Below are 14936 nucleotides of genomic sequence, written 5' to 3'. Positions count from 1 at the left end.
GGCTCGAACGCTGCGCCTGGCGCGAACGCCGCGCCTGGCGCGAACGCCGCGCCTGGCGCGAACGCCGCGCCTGGCGCGAACGCTGCGCCCGGCGCGAACGCTGCGCCAAGTGCGACCGCCGCCGGGCCGGGGACTGCGGGATCCAACGCCCCGACCGCCGCCGGTCCGACGAACGCCTCGCCCGCCGCCGCGAACCCGACCGGCGCTGCCAGCTCGGCTTCGCGTGGCGGTGCCGGTGCGGGTTCCGCTGGTCACGGTGCTGGTCGGCAGGGCTCAGCGCCGTCCGCTCCGGCGGCGGACGACGGTGACTGGCCGGAGGCGGCCCGCCCCGGCGGCGGCGCCCTCGCCGCCGAGGCTACGGATGACGAGGACTGGCCGGAGGCGGCCCGCCCCGGCGGCGCGTCGGCCGGAAACGAGTCGAGCGCCCACTCCGCACCGGCGTCGACCGGCGCGAACGGCAGCGCCGGCAACGGCAGCAGCACCAACGGCAGCGGCACCAACGGCAGCGGCGCGAACGGCACCGGACCGGGCGGTTCGGGCGATCCCGGGTCAGCGGCCGGCGGCGGTAAGCCGGGCGGGCGGGGTAACGCGACACCGGCGGCCCGGCAGCCGGCGACAGCCGGTGGCGCGCCGGTGAGCAGCGCCATCGCCGCGGCTCGCGCGGCGGCGGCGGGGCGCGGTGTGCGTACCGGAGCGGCAGCCCGGCCCGTCGCGGACGCCGAATGGGCCGGCGAGCCGCCCTACGACCCGGACTTCGACGGCCCGGCGCGGGCCGGTCGGCCCGGCGGCGCGGCAGCGGCGGCGACCCCGGCCTTTGAGGGGTTCGACCCGGGCGACGAGCCGTTGGACGAGATCATCGACGAGAAGACCGCGCGGGAGTCCAGCGAAGAGCAGGCGGTACGGCTGCTCCGGGAAACCTTCGGCGCCGAAAAGATCAACGAAGTCGACGCCCGCTAACCCCACCCCACCCCAGCCCCGCCCGGCTCGGCTCGGCTCGGCTCGGCGATCTTGCAGTTGTGGTCGCCGTCTTGCGGAGAATGCCCCTTTATGTCGAGGCAGGAAGTGCAAGATCGCGCAGGGGAGGGGGTTCGGCCAGCAGGACGCCCAGGGCGCAGGCCCAGAGGGGGAACGGGAGTACCGCCACTCGTTCCATGCCGCCTACCCCGATGCCCAGGCCCTGTTGGGCGGCGAAGAGTGTTGTTCCGGTCAGCGCTATCAGCCCGGCGGTGAGGGTGAGCCGTCGCCACCGGCCCAGCGTCGTGGTGCGTGGTGCGAAGCCGGCCAGGAGCAGGCCGATGTTGCCCAATCCCATGATCAGGAATGCGCCGAGGACGTGCAGGTTCTCGTCGATGTCGGCCGGGTAGAGGGCCACGAGGGCGTATCCGCCGGTGGCCAGCAGCAGGAGTGTCTGGGCCGTCCGCACCACCGGGCCGCGGCCGAGGATGCGCCAGGTCAGCAGGAGCCCGACGGCGAGCAGTACGGCGGTGGCCAGTGTCGCGGTGTTCATCAGTGGGTGCCACGGCGAGCAGACGTGGCGGGGGCGGGTGGTGTCCCAGATGCCGCAGTGGGCGTTGCCGAGGTCGCTGATGTTGTGGGTGGCCCAGCTGTAGGTGGGCTCGCGCCACCGCAGCCCGCTGATCAGGCTGGCGACGAGGAAGATGGGCGCGGCCGCGAGCCAGCACAGTGCGCCGACCCGGCCGGTGCGGTTGAGATTCATGCCACGAGCAGACCAGTGCGACGGCTGTGGGCGCACTACCAGCAGATGGCCGGTTCGGGGTAGGGCTAGCCGTACCCGGAGGCTCGGCGTGGGCGGACGCACCGGGCGGGGCGAGGTCGGTCCCAGCGGATAGGCTGAGCGGCGGTCGAGCAGACGAGTGCGAGAAGGAGCCATCCCGTGCGCCCAGGTGGACAGCCGAACATGCAGCAGATGCTGAAGCAGGCGCAGAAGATGCAGCAGCAGATCGCCGCCGCCCAGGCCGAGCTGGCCGAGGCCGAGCTGACCGGCACCGCCGGCGGCGGGTTGGTCACCGCGACCGTCTCCGGCTCCGGTGAGCTCAAGGCCATCAAGATCGACCCGAAGGCCGTCGACCCGGACGACGTGGAGACGCTGGAGGATCTGGTCGTCGCGGCCGTGCACAACGCCGCCGAGGCGGCCCGGGAGTTGACCGAGCGCAAGATGGGCCCGGTCGCCGGCGGCATGGGCGGCCTCGGCCTGCCCGGTTTCTGAGCCGGCAGATGTACGAAGGTGCCATCCAGGATCTGATCGACGAGCTGGGTCGGCTGCCGGGCGTGGGTCCGAAGAGCGCTCAGCGGATCGCGTTCCACGTCCTCTCGGCGGATCCGGCTGACGTCAACCGGCTGGCCGGCGCGCTGCGCAAGGTCAAGGAGCTGGTGCGGTTCTGCACGACCTGCTACAACGTGGCCGAGTCCGAGCAGTGCCGGATCTGCCGCGACCCGCGCCGCACCGAGGACGTGCTGTGCGTGGTGGAGGAGCCCAAGGACGTGGTGGCCATCGAGCGGACGGGTGAGTTCCGCGGTCGCTACCACGTGCTGGGTGGCGCGATCAATCCGCTGGAGGGCATCGGCCCGGACAATCTGCGCATCCGGGAGCTGATGATCCGGCTCGGCGGCGGCGGAGTGCGGGAGCTGATCCTGGCCACGGATCCGAACACCGAGGGCGAGGCGACGGCCACCTACCTGGCGTTGATGGTGAAGCCGATGGGCATCTCGGTGACCCGGCTGGCCAGCGGGCTACCGGTCGGCGGCGACCTGGAGTACGCCGACGAGATCACCCTTGGTCGGGCCTTCGAGGGGCGCCGCGCGGTCTGATCCCCTGACGTATACGGCCGGTGGCCGGCACCCGGGTCGGGTGCCGGCCACCGCTGCGTGTCTGCCCGGAAATGATCTGACACCTGTGCCCTCATCGGGGCTGTTCGACGTAACAGTTTGGCATCGCGGGTGCTGATTGATCGGTTTTTGCCGCTGTTTACCTACGAATCGAATGTCAAGCGGCGGTTGAGGCACGATCCGATACCAACCGTCCACTCAGCGGTTTCCGGGTGGTCGCCTCGGGAGCTATGGTCACCGCCATCGGTGACCCCTGTCACCACGTTGTCCGTACCCCCAAGGACGAGGTGAAGCACACATGCGTGCACCCAGGCCGAAGGTCGCGATCGCGGCCATCGCGGTCGCGGCCCTCGCGGTAGCAGGCTGCGCCGAGAGCAACCGCGACGACAAATCCGGCGGTAGCAAGAAGGACACCCTCGTCTTCGGCGTCGCCGGAGACCCGAAGGTGCTCGACCCCAGCTTCGCCAGCGACGGTGAGTCGCTGCGCGTGGCGCGTCAGGTCTTCGAGACCCTGGTCCGACCGGAGGAGGGTGGCACGAAGGTCACCCCCGGCCTGGCCGAGTCCTGGACCCCGGACGCCGCCGGCACCACCTGGACCTTCAAGCTCCGCTCGGGCGTGAAGTTCCATGACGGCACCGACTTCAACGCCGAGGCCGTCTGCGTCAACTTCAACCGCTGGTACAACGCCAAGGGCCTCATGCAGAGCCCGGACGTGACCGCGTACTGGCAGGACGTCATGGGCGGCTTCGCCAAGAACGAGAACGCGGATCTCCCGCCGAGTCTCTTCAAGTCCTGCGCCGCCAAGGACGCCACCACTGTGGACCTGTCCTTCACCCGGGTCTCCAGCAAGATCCCGGCCGCGCTGATGCTCCCCTCGTTCTCCATCCACAGCCCGAAGGCGCTGCAGGAGTTCGACGCGAGCAACGTCGCGGGTACCGCCGAGGACATCAAGTACCCGGCGTACGCGACGGAGCACCCGACCGGCACCGGCCCGTTCAAGTTCAAGACCTGGGACGTCGCCAACAAGACGCTGACCCTGGAGCGCAACGAGGACTACTCGGGCGCCAAGGCCAAGCTGAAGACCCTCATCTTCAAGACGATCTCGGATGAGAACGCCCGTAAGCAGGCGCTGCGCTCCGGTGACATCCAGGGCTACGACCTGGTTGGCCCGGCGGACGTCGAGCCGCTGAAGAGCGAGGGCTTCAACATGCTCACGCGCCCGGCGTTCAACGTGCTCTACCTGGCGATGAACCAGAAGGGCAACCCGAAGCTCGCCGACATTCGTGTCCGGCAGGCCATCGCGTACGCCCTGAACCGTCAGCAGCTGGTCACCTCCAAGCTGCCGCCGGGTGCCAAGGTCGCCGACAACTTCATGCCGGACACCGTCGAGGGCTGGAACGGTGACGTCACGAAGTACACCTACGACCCGGCCAAGGCGAAGGCGCTACTGGCCGAGGCCGGCGCGTCGAACCTGACGCTGAAGTTCCACTACCCGACCGAGGTCACCCGGCCGTACATGCCGAACCCGAAGGACATCTTCGAGTTGCTCTCGGCTGACCTGAAGGCCGTTGGCATCACCGTCGAGGCCATCCCGCTGAAGTGGAGCCCGGACTACCTGAACGCCACCACCTCGGGTAGCAAGCACGACATCCACTTCCTGGGCTGGACCGGTGACTACGGTGACGCCTACAACTTCATCGGCACCTTCTTCGACCGGCCGAAGGACGAGTGGGGCTTCAACAACAAGGCCCTGTTCGACCAGTTCAAGGACGCGGACGGCACCGCCGACATCGCGGCCCGGACCGAGAAGTACAAGGCCCTGAACAAGTCCGTGATGGACTTCCTGCCCGGTGTGCCGATCTCGCACTCGCCGCCGGCGATCGTGTTCGGCAAGGACGTGACCGGCGTCAAGGCGAGCCCGCTCACCGACGAGCGGTACGCGACCGCCGAGTTCAAGTAAGTCCTGATCTGACGCAGCAAGGAACGCGGGCGGGCGCTGTCGCACAGCGCCCGCCCGCAACCCTCCGCACCCCTTCGAGGCCGCCGTGTTCCGGTTCATCGTCAGGCGCCTGCTTCAGCTGATACCCACGCTGTTCGGGCTCTCCCTCCTGCTCTTCATCTGGCTCCGCCGACTTCCCGGCGGCCCCGAGACCGCCATTCTCGGCGAGCGCGGCACACCCGAGATGCGGGCCGCGATCCGCCGCAACATGGGGCTCGACGAGCCCATCCTCGTGCAGTACGGCCGCTTCGTACGGCGGATGATCAAGCTCGACCTGGGCACCTCGACCTCCACCAAGCGGGCGGTCACCACGGAGTTCATCGAGCGTTTCCCCGGCACCGTCGAGCTGACCATCACCGCGATGATCATCGCCATCGGCGTCGGCATCCCGCTGGGCTACCTGGCCGCCCGTCGTCGCGGCCGTTTCCTGGACCACGCGTCAGTGGGCGGCTCGCTGATCGGCATCTGCATCCCGGTCTTCTTCCTGGGCTACGTGCTCAAAGCGATCTTCTCGGAGAACCTGCACTGGTTCCCGTCCAGCGGCCGGCAGGACCCGACCCTCGGGGCGACCCGGGTCACCAACTTCTTCGTCCTCGACGGGTTGATGACCCGTGAGTGGGACGCCGCCGCAGACGCCCTCTGGCATCTGGTGTTGCCCAGCATCGCGCTGGCCAGCATCCCGCTGGCGATCATCGTCCGGATCACCCGGGCGAGCGTGCTGGAGGTGCTGAACGAGGACTTCGTGCGGACCGCCGAGGCGAAGGGCCTGACCGAGCAGACGGTTCGTCGCCGGCACGTCCTGCGCAACGCCATGCTGCCGGTCGCCACCTCGATCGGTCTGCTCGCGGGCGGGCTGCTCTCCGGCGCGGTGCTGACCGAGACCGTCTTCGCCTTCAGCGGCATCGGAGCGTTCGTCGCCGAGGCCATCGGCCAACGCGACTATCCGGTGCTGATGGGCTTCATCCTGATCATCGCGGTGGTGTACGTGCTGGTGAACCTCCTGGTCGATCTCTCCTACAGCTTCATCGACCCGAGGGTGAGGGTGCGATGACACTCAGCCCAGGCAAGAAGCGCGAAAAGATCGACCGGCTCTCCGAGCTGGCCGCCCGTGACGACGAGCGGGGCGTCAGCCTCTGGCAGGAGGCGTTCCGCCGACTGCGCGGTAACCCTGCTGCGATCGTCGGCGCCGTCATCCTGGCGCTCTTCGTGCTGGTCGCTGTGGTCGGCCCGTTCCTCGTGCCGTACGCGGCGACGGACACGATCGGCATCCGGGAGGGGCTGATCAAGCCGGGTACCATTCCCGGCCCGAACGGCGACCACTGGTTCGGTTACGACCACCAGGGTCGGGACGAGTTCAGCCGGATGATCGTGGGTGCCCGCCAGACCCTGCTGGTCGGCGTGGTCTCCACCCTGATCGGTCTGGCGATCGGCGCGCTGATCGGTGGCGTCTCCGGCGCCGCAGCCGGTCTCGGTGGACGGTGGGGGCGGTGGATCGACACCACCCTGATGCGCTTCATCGACATGCTGCTGGCGATGCCGAGCCTGCTGCTGGCGGTGAGCATCGCCGCCCTGCTCGGGGCCAGCCTGACCACTGTGATGATCGCGGTCGGCGTGGTCTCGGTGCCGGTGTTCGCCCGGCTGCTGCGCGGCTCGATGATCTCCCAGGCCAACAGTGACTACGTGCTGGCGGCGACCTCGCTCGGCGTGAAGAAGTCGAAGATCGCGCTGACCCACGTGGTGCCGAACTCGCTCGCCCCGGTGATCGTGCAGGCCACGCTGACCCTGGCCACCGCGATCATCGAGGCTGCGGCGCTCTCCTTCCTCGGCCTCGGCAACCCGGACACCGCGGTGCCGGAGTGGGGGGTCATGCTCGCCGACGCGCAGCAGTACCTCGGCATCCGGCCGTCACTGGCGATCTACCCGGCGGTCGCGATCATCATCACCGCGCTCGGCTTCACCCTGCTGGGTGAGGCGATGCGTGAGGCCCTCGACCCGAAGCTGCGGAAGTAGGCCCGTAATGGCACTGCTCGAAGTTGAAGATCTCTCCGTCACGTTCGCCCGCCGCGGTCAGCGGGCCGTGCACGCGGTCGACGGGGTGTCCTTCTCGGTCGACGCCGGTGAGGTGGTCGGCCTGGTCGGCGAGTCCGGCTGCGGCAAGAGCGTCACCTCGCTCGCGATCATGGGCCTGTTGCCCAAGCAGCCCGGTCTGCGCGTCGGCGGGAAGGCCGTCTTCGACGGCACCGACCTGCTCCAGCTCGACGACCGGTCGCGGCGGGACATCCGGGGCCGGGACATCGCGATGATCTTCCAGGACCCGCTCTCCTCGTTGAACCCGGTGATCCCGATCGGGTTGCAGGTGACCGAGGTGCTCACCAGGCACCGGGGGATGAAGGGCGAGGCCGCTGCGAAGGAGGCCGCGGCGCTGCTGGACCGGGTCGGCATTCCCGACCCGAAGCGGCGGCTCAAGGAGTACCCGCACCAGCTCTCCGGTGGGATGCGCCAGCGTGCGCTCATCGCGATGGCGGTGGCCTGTCAGCCTCGGCTGCTGATCGCCGACGAGCCGACCACAGCGCTGGACGTCACCATTCAGGCCCAGATCCTGGAGCTGCTCAAGGAGCTGGTCCGGGACTCCGGCACCGCACTGTTGATGATCACGCACGATCTGGGCGTGGTGGCCGGCATGGTCGACACCGTCAACGTGCTCTACGGCGGCCGGGTGGTGGAGACGGCCCGACGTCGTCCGCTGTTCCGCCAGCCGCGTCACCCGTACACGGTGGGTCTGCTCGGCTCGGTGCCGCGCCTGGACGCCGGGCGGGGCGAGAAGCTCAACCCGATCCCCGGTTCGGTCCGCGACCTGCTGCCCTGGCCGGACGGTTGCGCCTTCGCCCCGCGCTGCGCCCGCCGGATCGACGAGTGCGTGGGTGAGCCGCCGGAGTTGGTGCACGCGCACGACGGACGGAGCTACCGGTGCGTCAACCCGGAGCCGCTGCCGGGCATGGTGCCCGCCCCGCGCGAGGAGGAAACAGCGTGAGCGAGCGTAGCGAGAACGACATCCTCGTCGAGGTGCGCGATCTGAAGGTGCACTTCCCGATCAAGCGGGGGGTGCTCTTCGACCGGGTGGTCGGGCAGGTGAAGGCCGTCGACGGGGTCGACCTGAGCATCGCGCGGGGCAAGACGTACGGCCTGGTGGGTGAGTCCGGCTGCGGCAAGTCCACCTTGGGTCGGGCGCTGCTCCAGCTCACCCCGCCGACAGCTGGCGAGGTCAGCTTCGACGGCGTCGAGCTGACGACGCTGCCGTCGGGCAAGCTGCGCAGCATGCGTCGCCGGATGCAGATGATCTTCCAGGACCCGATGTCCAGCCTCGATCCTCGGCAGAACGTCGAGTCGATCCTGACCGAGGGCCTCCAGACCCACGGGATCGGCACCGACCGCACCGACCGTCGGCGGATCATCGGCGAGACCCTGGACGCGGTCGGGTTGCCGCGCTGGGCGTTGTCGCGTTACCCGCACGAGTTCTCCGGCGGGCAGCGGCAGCGCATCGGCATCGCCCGGGCGCTGGTGCTCGGGCCGGAGCTGATCGTCGCCGACGAGCCGGTCTCGGCGCTCGACGTGTCGATCCAGGCCCAGGTGGTCAACCTGCTGGACGAACTCCAGGACAGTCTGGGGCTGACCTACCTGGTGATCGCGCACGACCTCGCTGTGGTCCGGCACATCTCCGACACTGTCGGCGTCATGTACCTGGGCGCGCTGGTCGAAGAGGCGCCGAGCGACAGGCTCTACACCGAGCCGCTGCACCCGTACACCCGGGCGCTGATGTCGGCGGTGCCGGTGCCGGACCCGGACGTGGAGGACCGCCGGGAGCGGATCCTGCTCGCCGGTGACCTGCCGTCGCCGGCCAACCCGCCGTCCGGTTGCCGCTTCCACACCCGCTGCCCGTGGGCGCAGCCCACCCGCTGCGCCGACGAGCGACCGGTACTGCGGGACATCGGCGCCAGCCGGGTGGCCTGCCACTTCGCGGAGCAGATCGCCAGCGGCGAGCTACGCCCGCACGGGGTCAGCGCGCAGATCGTCCGACCCGAGGGCGAGGGGGACGCGCCGGGCGTGGTCTCCGCGCCCACCGAACCCGGCTCGTACGTCTGAGACTGGACGCGGTGCCGGCGCTCGTCAGCCCTCGGGGCGGTTCAGCAGCCCCACCGCGACGCCGTGCACCGCGTCCAGCCCAGCCGGGTCGGCCAGCGTGACCGACGTGCCGGTCACCGCGTACCACTCGTCAGCGTCCTTGTACTGCACCCGCAGGGTGACAGTGCCGTCGGCGTACTCGGTGCGCAGCGTCAGGTCGCCGGTGACGACGCCAACCTCGTCGGTCATCACACCGCCGGGGCCGGGCACGATGTCGGTGGTGCGGGCCTGCGGGCCGGCCGCCCCACCCGAATCCGCGACCATGCCGGCACCCGGCACTGCGGCGGGAGTCTCGGCGGTGCCGTCCGCGGTCATGCCGGCGGCGGACGGGCCGCTCTCCCCGGCGGCGGTCACGAGTCGCTTCCCACTGAACAGCCCTCCAACATGTCGGTCAGGGCGGCCTTCTCGGCGCTGGTCACCGTCAGCTTCCAGTAGTGCTTGACCGTCACCCAGTCCTGAGCGTATTTGCACCAGTAAGACCGGTTTGCCGGCTTCCACTGGGACGGGTCCTGGTCACCCTTTGCCCGGTTCGACGAGGCGGAAACCGCGAAAAGCTGCGGACGGGTGGTGTCGTTGGCGAAATCGCCGCGCTTCGCGTTGTCCCACTCGTCGGCACCCGAGCGCCACGCGTTGGCCAACGGCACCATGTGGTCGATGTCCACGTCGGAGGGATCGGAGAAGCTGCGACCGTCGTACACGCTCTCCCAGCGCCCACCGACCACGTTGCAGCCGGACAGCTTCACGTCCTTGCCGTCGCGCTGGAGGATGCTGTCCCGGATATCGCAGTTCTTGCCGGTGTCCCGCCAGTGCGGGAAACGCTCCCGGCTGTAGCCCTTCATCGAGCCGGCGGTGGCGACGGTGAGCTGGCTCAGCTGCTCAGCGGCGTTGCCGCCGTCGCTCGACGGCGGTGTGGTCGGCTCATCCTGCGGGACGCAACCGGCCACGCCGAGCGCCAGCGCCGCGGCAAGCGCGGCCACCGCCGCTCGCGGTCCTGATCTGGTACGCACAGACGACACCTCTCCAGCTTGGGGGCTCCCGGCGATTGCGCACAGTACCCGGGCACGGTTTCGGCGTTTCGTGGCGTCTCCCACATGATGCAAGGCAGATTGGTGGGATGACCGCACCCATACCGGCGACCGCCCTCCGGATGGGCACCACCGCCGGCCGGGGCACGCTGCTCGCCGCCGTACTCGCCTCTGGCATGGTCTTCCTCGACAGCACCGTCGTCAACGTGGCGCTGCCGAAGCTCGGGCAGGACCTCGGCGCCAACGTGGCCGATCTCCAGTGGACCATCAACGGCTATCTGCTGATGCTGGCGGCGTTCGTGCTGCTCGGCGGCGCGCTCGGCGACCGCTTCGGCCGGCGACGCATCTTCCTCATCGGCGTGGTCTGGTTCACCGCCGCCTCCGTGCTCTGCGGGCTGGCCCAGGACACCGGAATGCTGATCGCCGCCCGGTTCCTCCAGGGCGCCGGTGGCGCGCTGCTCACGCCCGGGTCGCTGTCGGTGCTCCAGGCGAGCTTCCATCCCGACGACCGGGGCCGGGCGATCGGCGCCTGGGCCGGGCTGTCCGGGGTGTCCACCGCGCTGGGACCGTTCATCGGGGGCTGGCTGATCGACGCGCTCTCCTGGCGCTGGATCTTCTTCCTCAACCTGCCGATCGCCGTGCTGGTGCTGCTGGCCGCTCTGCGCTGGGTGCCGGAGAGCCGGGACGAGAGTGCCTCCCGCACCGAGGGGCGGGGTCGGACCCGGCGGCGGTTCGATGTCGCCGGCGCCCTGCTCGGAGCGCTCGCGCTCGCCGGCGTCACCTACGCGCTGATCGACGCGCCGGCCCGCGGGTTCGACTCCGCCGAGGTGCTGATCGCAGCAGTGGTCGGGGTGCTCTCCGCAGTGGCCTTCGTCCTGCTGGAACGGCGGCGTGGCGACGCCGCGATGCTGCCCACCGGGCTGTTCAGCAGCCGACTCTTCTCGGTGCTGAACCTGTTCACAGTTGTCGTCTACGCGGCGCTCGGCGGCTTCACCTTCTTCTTCGCCGTCTACCTCCAGAACGTGGTCGGGTGGTCGGCCTTCCGCACCGGCATCGCGTTGCTGCCGATGACACTGCTGCTGCTGGTCGGCTCCGCGCGCGCCGGTGCGCTGTCGGCGCGGATCGGCCCACGGCTGCCGCTCGCCATCGGACCGGTGGTCGCCGCGATCGGTCTGCTGCTGCTGCGCGGCGTCGGACCGGGCGCGTCGTACTGGCGGGACGTGCTGCCCGGGGTGCTGCTCTTCGGCATCGGGTTGACACTGGTGGTGGCACCGCTGACCGCGTCGGTGCTGGCCGCTGTGCAGGACCGGTTCTCCGGGGTGGCCAGCGGGTTCAACAACGCCGCGTCCCGGGCCGGCGGCCTGCTCGCGGTGGCGGCGCTGCCGCTGCTGGTCGGGCTCTCGGGCGGCGGGTACGAGCAGAAGGCCGAGCTGACCGACGCGTTCCGGGGCGCGATGGAGTGGTGTGCGGGGCTGCTCGTGGCCGGCGCGCTGCTGGCCCTCGTGCTGGTCCACCGACCGCCCCGGGAAGCCCCGCCGTCCCAGCCCTGCCACTCACTGCCCGCCGCGACACCCCCGAAGTAGGAAGCCACCTCGGGGGTGTCGCGCCCAGGTCAGCGGCGGGCGCGGTTGACGGCGCTGGTGACCGCCTTGATCGACGCGGTGACGATGTTGGCGTCGGTGCCGACACCCCAGACCGTCTTCCCGTCCACCTCACACTCCACGTACGCGGCGGCCTGAGCGTCACCACCGGAGGACAGCGCGTGCTCGTGATAGTCGAGCACCCGTACGCCCACCCCTACCGACTGGAGCGCGTTGACGTACGCGTCGATCGGGCCGTTGCCGACAGCGGCGAGCGAGCGCTGCTCGCCGCCCACACCGACCTGGGCCTCGATCTCGACCTTGCCGTCCACCGTGCCGATCGTGTAGCCGGCCAGCCGGACCGTCGGGTCGGGCTGGTGGTCGAGCAGGTAGTGCGTCGCGAAGATCTCCCACATGGCGGCCGGGTCGACCTCGCCGCCGTCGTGATCGGTGACCTGCTGCACCACACCGGAGAACTCGATCTGGAGCCGGCGCGGCAGGTCCAGCTGGTGCTCGCTCTTCATGATGTACGCGACGCCGCCCTTGCCGGACTGCGAGTTGACCCGGATGACCGCCTCGTAGGTGCGGCCCAGGTCCTTCGGGTCGATCGGCAGGTACGGCACCGCCCAGGTGTGCTCGTCCACCGGTACGCCGGCCGCCTTCGCGTCGGCGGCGAGGGCGTCGAAGCCCTTCTTGATCGCGTCCTGGTGGGAGCCGGAGAAGGCGGTGTAGACCAGGTCGCCCGCGTACGGGTGGCGCTCGTGCACCGGCAGCTGGTTGCAGTACTCGACGGCACGTCGGATCTCGTCGATGTTCGAGAAGTCGATCATCGGGTCGATGCCCTGGGAGAAGATGTTCAGCCCCAGGGTCACCAAGTCGACGTTGCCGGTGCGCTCACCGTTGCCGAACAGGCAGCCCTCGATGCGGTCCGCTCCGGCGAGCAGGCCCAGCTCGGCGGCGGCCACGCCGGTGCCCCGGTCGTTGTGCGGGTGCAGGCTCAGCACCACGCTGTCCCGGCGTGGCAGGTGCCTGTGCATCCACTCGATCGAGTCGGCGTACACGTTGGGGGTGGCCATCTCGACGGTGGCCGGCAGGTTGATGATCAGCGGCCGGTCCGGGGTCGGGTCGATCACGTCGATCACCCGGGAGCAGACCTCCAGCGCGTACTCCAGCTCGGTGCCCGTGTAGGACTCCGGCGAGTACTCGTAGAAGATCTCCGTGTCCGGGGTGTGGATCTCGGCGTACTTCTGGCAGAGCCGCGCCCCGGTGGTGGCGATGTCGGCGATGCCGTCCCGGTCCAGGCCGAAGACCACCCGCCGCTGGAGGGTGGAGGTCGAGTTGTAGAAGTGCACGATGGCCCGCCTCGCGCCGCGCAGCGACTCGAACGTCCGGTCGATCAGGTGCTCCCGGCACTGCGTGAGCACCTGGATGGTGACGTCGTCCGGGATCATGTCGTCTTCGATGAGCTGCCGGACGAAGTCGAAGTCGGTCTGGCTCGCCGACGGGAAACCGACCTCGATCTCCTTGTAGCCCATCTGGACCAGCAGCTGGAACATCCGGCGCTTGCGCTCGGGCGACATCGGGTCGATCAGGGCCTGGTTGCCGTCGCGGAGATCCACGGCGCACCAGCGGGGGGCGGCCTCGACGGTGCGGGTGGGCCAGGTGCGGTCCGGCAGCTCGACCCGGAACTGCTCCCGGTACGGCTCGTAGCGGTGGAACGGCATCCGGCTGGGGCGTTGCCGGGCGATCGGATCGGTCTCGGTGTCGGTGACAGGTTGAGCCATCTCAGAGTGCTCCCTGGAACATGTGGCGTCAGCAGATCGGAAGGTGTCGGCGAGATGCCGGGCGACGGTGCGCGGCGGTGCCGAGAAGAAACTCGGATGTGCTGGACGGCGCGATGCGACTCCGCGACGAGGTGCCGGCCGGTCAGGCCTCGTCGCGGCGGCTAAGGAGGAGCAGCGCCTGCCACATGACCAGGTCACCCTACGTGATGGAACGGGGGGTGGAAAGACAGGTCCGGACTATGGGACCGGGCTCATGGCCGGTGCCGCGGCCTCGGCACCGAGCCGCGGCGTGCGTCCGGCCCAGGCCACCGCGGGCACGATCGCCAGCCCGACCAGCACGAAGATCGCTGCTATCGGTAACCAGCCCCACCCGCCGGTGGTGACCCCGAGCGCGGTCAGCCCCGCCGGCGCGATCAGGTACTGGACCTGCACGCCGAGTCCGAGCGCCCCCACGTACGCACCGCGCTGGTCGGTCGGCGGCAGGGTGGCGGTGAGCCCCCAGGTGCCCGCCGACTCGATCAGCTCGGCCAGGATCAGCAGCAACGCGGCGGCCACCAGCACCACGACTGTGAGCGCGCCCCGAGTGACTCCGGAAATCGGCAGGACCAGGCAGAACAGGGCGATCAGCAGCCCGCCCCGACGGGAGGCCCGGGCCGCGCCCGCCGCGGTGTCAGCGCCCCGGCTGACGCGCACCTGGAGCAGCACGATCAGCACCGTGTTGAGCAGCACCAGCCCGGCGATCACCGTCTTCGGGGCGTCGGTGTGGGTGAGGATCCACAGCGGCAGCACCGTCAGGTAGAGCACCCCGTGCGCGGTGAGCAGCCCGGACAGCACTGACACCGCCATGAACGGCCGGTCCCGGAGCACGGCGAGCCGACTCATCGGCTCCGCCGGTCGGGCAACCTGCGGCAACCGGGGTAGTCGCCGCACGAAGAGGGCCGTCACGAGGAAGACCGTCGAGATGAACCAGACCATCCCCCGGTACGCCGTGATCGTGTCCACCGCCAGCACCAGGCCGCTGATCACCGCGCCGAGCCCGAAGCCGACGTTCAGCGACGAGCGCTGGTACGCCATCGCCGTGACCCGTTCGGCCGGCGGGAGCGCGTTGATCGAGTAGACCTGCCGGGCCACGCCGACAGCGGCGTCCACGGCGGCCAGCGCCACCACCACGGCGAGGAAACCCGCGAAGCCGCCCACGAACGGGTAGGTAGCGAACAGTGCCGCGTTCAGCACCAGCCCCACCACCCAGACCCGCTGCGGTCCGTACCGGTCGGTGAGCCCGCCCAGCGGCACGGTGCCCAGCAGCGACACCCCCGCCGCGATGGACAGCCCCAACCCGACCTGGGCGGCGCTGAGCCCGAGCGCCCGGGTGAAGAAGACGGCGCTGCCGGCGTGGAACAGGCCGCTGCCGACCGCGTAGACCATGGCCTGCACGGCCAGGGCGCGCGTCAGCCCGGCCGGCGGTACGACATCTCGGACGGCGGTGCGGATGGTCTCTCGGGTCCCCATGTCGGGTGAGTGA

13 protein-coding genes and 1 pseudogene are annotated in these 14936 nt (G+C 70.1%); 9 read left to right on the top strand and 5 right to left on the bottom strand.

Annotation, left to right across the window (positions count from 1 at the left end; translation table 11 throughout):
- Nucleotides 1-957 (top strand): annotated as a pseudogene (locus NIE79_RS33510) (DNA polymerase III subunit gamma and tau); the annotation flags it as partial.
- Nucleotides 958-1045: 88 nt separating this feature from the next.
- Here NIE79_RS33510 and NIE79_RS33505 read toward each other — a convergent pair.
- Entirely contained in the window at nt 1046-1717 is a 672-nt protein-coding gene (locus tag NIE79_RS33505) for a DUF998 domain-containing protein (protein ID WP_238682370.1), read from the bottom strand.
- Between the two features lie 201 nt (nt 1718-1918).
- Between NIE79_RS33505 and NIE79_RS33500 the strand changes: the two genes are divergently transcribed.
- The 7 genes from NIE79_RS33500 to NIE79_RS33470 all read left to right on the top strand — a co-directional run bounded on the left by NIE79_RS33500 (nt 1919) and on the right by NIE79_RS33470 (nt 8986).
- A complete protein-coding gene (locus NIE79_RS33500; protein WP_007466279.1) occupies nt 1919-2227 on the top strand; it encodes a YbaB/EbfC family nucleoid-associated protein in 309 nt (102 codons plus the stop codon).
- A gap of 8 nt (nt 2228-2235) precedes the next feature.
- Entirely contained in the window at nt 2236-2829 is a 594-nt protein-coding gene (recR, locus tag NIE79_RS33495; protein ID WP_238682369.1) for a recombination mediator RecR, read from the top strand.
- A gap of 316 nt (nt 2830-3145) precedes the next feature.
- Entirely contained in the window at nt 3146-4807 is a 1662-nt protein-coding gene (locus NIE79_RS33490; RefSeq protein ID WP_238682368.1) for an ABC transporter substrate-binding protein, read from the top strand.
- An 85-nt stretch (nt 4808-4892) separates the two neighbouring features.
- On the top strand, nt 4893-5897 hold the full coding sequence (locus NIE79_RS33485; RefSeq protein ID WP_124776655.1) for an ABC transporter permease: 1005 nt from the start codon (nt 4893-4895) through the stop codon (nt 5895-5897).
- Nucleotides 5894-6856 (top strand): ABC transporter permease, encoded by a 963-nt coding sequence (locus NIE79_RS33480; protein WP_238682367.1) that lies wholly within the window; start codon nt 5894-5896, stop codon nt 6854-6856. The genes NIE79_RS33485 and NIE79_RS33480 overlap by 4 nt, the downstream gene beginning before the upstream one ends.
- Before the next feature lie 7 nt (nt 6857-6863).
- Nucleotides 6864-7877 (top strand): ABC transporter ATP-binding protein, encoded by a 1014-nt coding sequence (locus tag NIE79_RS33475; protein ID WP_238682366.1) that lies wholly within the window; start codon nt 6864-6866, stop codon nt 7875-7877.
- On the top strand, nt 7874-8986 hold the full coding sequence (locus tag NIE79_RS33470) for an ABC transporter ATP-binding protein (RefSeq protein WP_238682365.1): 1113 nt from the start codon (nt 7874-7876) through the stop codon (nt 8984-8986). Before NIE79_RS33475 ends, NIE79_RS33470 begins: the two co-directional genes overlap by 4 nt.
- Nucleotides 8987-9010: 24 nt before the next feature.
- On the opposite strand, the gene NIE79_RS33465 is transcribed toward NIE79_RS33470, so the two are convergent.
- Nucleotides 9011-9400, bottom strand: coding sequence for a hypothetical protein (locus NIE79_RS33465; RefSeq protein ID WP_238682374.1), 390 nt, complete (start codon nt 9398-9400; stop codon nt 9011-9013).
- Complete coding sequence (locus NIE79_RS33460; protein WP_238682364.1) at nt 9376-10032, bottom strand: HNH endonuclease family protein; 657 nt, start codon at nt 10030-10032, stop codon at nt 9376-9378. Before NIE79_RS33460 ends, NIE79_RS33465 begins: the two co-directional genes overlap by 25 nt.
- 107 nt (nt 10033-10139) lie before the next feature.
- Here NIE79_RS33460 and NIE79_RS33455 point away from each other — a divergent pair, with 107 nt between their 5' ends.
- Entirely contained in the window at nt 10140-11633 is a 1494-nt protein-coding gene (locus tag NIE79_RS33455; RefSeq protein ID WP_238682363.1) for an MFS transporter, read from the top strand.
- A gap of 29 nt (nt 11634-11662) precedes the next feature.
- Here the strand turns inward: NIE79_RS33455 and leuA are convergent, their stop codons facing one another.
- Entirely contained in the window at nt 11663-13414 is a 1752-nt protein-coding gene (leuA, locus tag NIE79_RS33450; RefSeq protein ID WP_238682362.1) for a 2-isopropylmalate synthase, read from the bottom strand.
- A gap of 237 nt (nt 13415-13651) precedes the next feature.
- Nucleotides 13652-14923, bottom strand: a complete 1272-nt coding sequence (locus tag NIE79_RS33445; RefSeq protein WP_238682361.1) for an MFS transporter — start codon at nt 14921-14923, stop codon at nt 13652-13654.
- Between the last annotated feature and the right edge of the window lie 13 nt (nt 14924-14936).

Source organism: Micromonospora trifolii (genome assembly GCF_022229005.1).
GTDB classification, from domain to species: Bacteria; Actinomycetota; Actinomycetes; order Mycobacteriales; family Micromonosporaceae; genus Micromonospora; species Micromonospora trifolii.
This window is presented reverse-complemented; position numbering and strand designations above follow the sequence as displayed.

What these genes read in the sequence shown, in the direction of transcription:
- NIE79_RS33505 (WP_238682370.1), bottom strand. Translation starts at nt 1,717, where the DNA reads ATGAATCTCAACCGCACCGGCCGGGTCGGCGCACTGTGCTGGCTCGCG.
- NIE79_RS33500 (WP_007466279.1), top strand. Translation starts at nt 1,919, where the DNA reads ATGCAGCAGATGCTGAAGCAGGCGCAGAAGATGCAGCAGCAGATCGCC.
- recR (WP_238682369.1), top strand. Translation starts at nt 2,236, where the DNA reads ATGTACGAAGGTGCCATCCAGGATCTGATCGACGAGCTGGGTCGGCTG.
- NIE79_RS33490 (WP_238682368.1), top strand. Translation starts at nt 3,146, where the DNA reads ATGCGTGCACCCAGGCCGAAGGTCGCGATCGCGGCCATCGCGGTCGCG.
- NIE79_RS33480 (WP_238682367.1), top strand. Translation starts at nt 5,894, where the DNA reads ATGACACTCAGCCCAGGCAAGAAGCGCGAAAAGATCGACCGGCTCTCC.
- NIE79_RS33475 (WP_238682366.1), top strand. Translation starts at nt 6,864, where the DNA reads ATGGCACTGCTCGAAGTTGAAGATCTCTCCGTCACGTTCGCCCGCCGC.
- NIE79_RS33455 (WP_238682363.1), top strand. Translation starts at nt 10,140, where the DNA reads ATGACCGCACCCATACCGGCGACCGCCCTCCGGATGGGCACCACCGCC.
- leuA (WP_238682362.1), bottom strand. Translation starts at nt 13,414, where the DNA reads ATGGCTCAACCTGTCACCGACACCGAGACCGATCCGATCGCCCGGCAA.
- NIE79_RS33445 (WP_238682361.1), bottom strand. Translation starts at nt 14,923, where the DNA reads ATGGGGACCCGAGAGACCATCCGCACCGCCGTCCGAGATGTCGTACCG.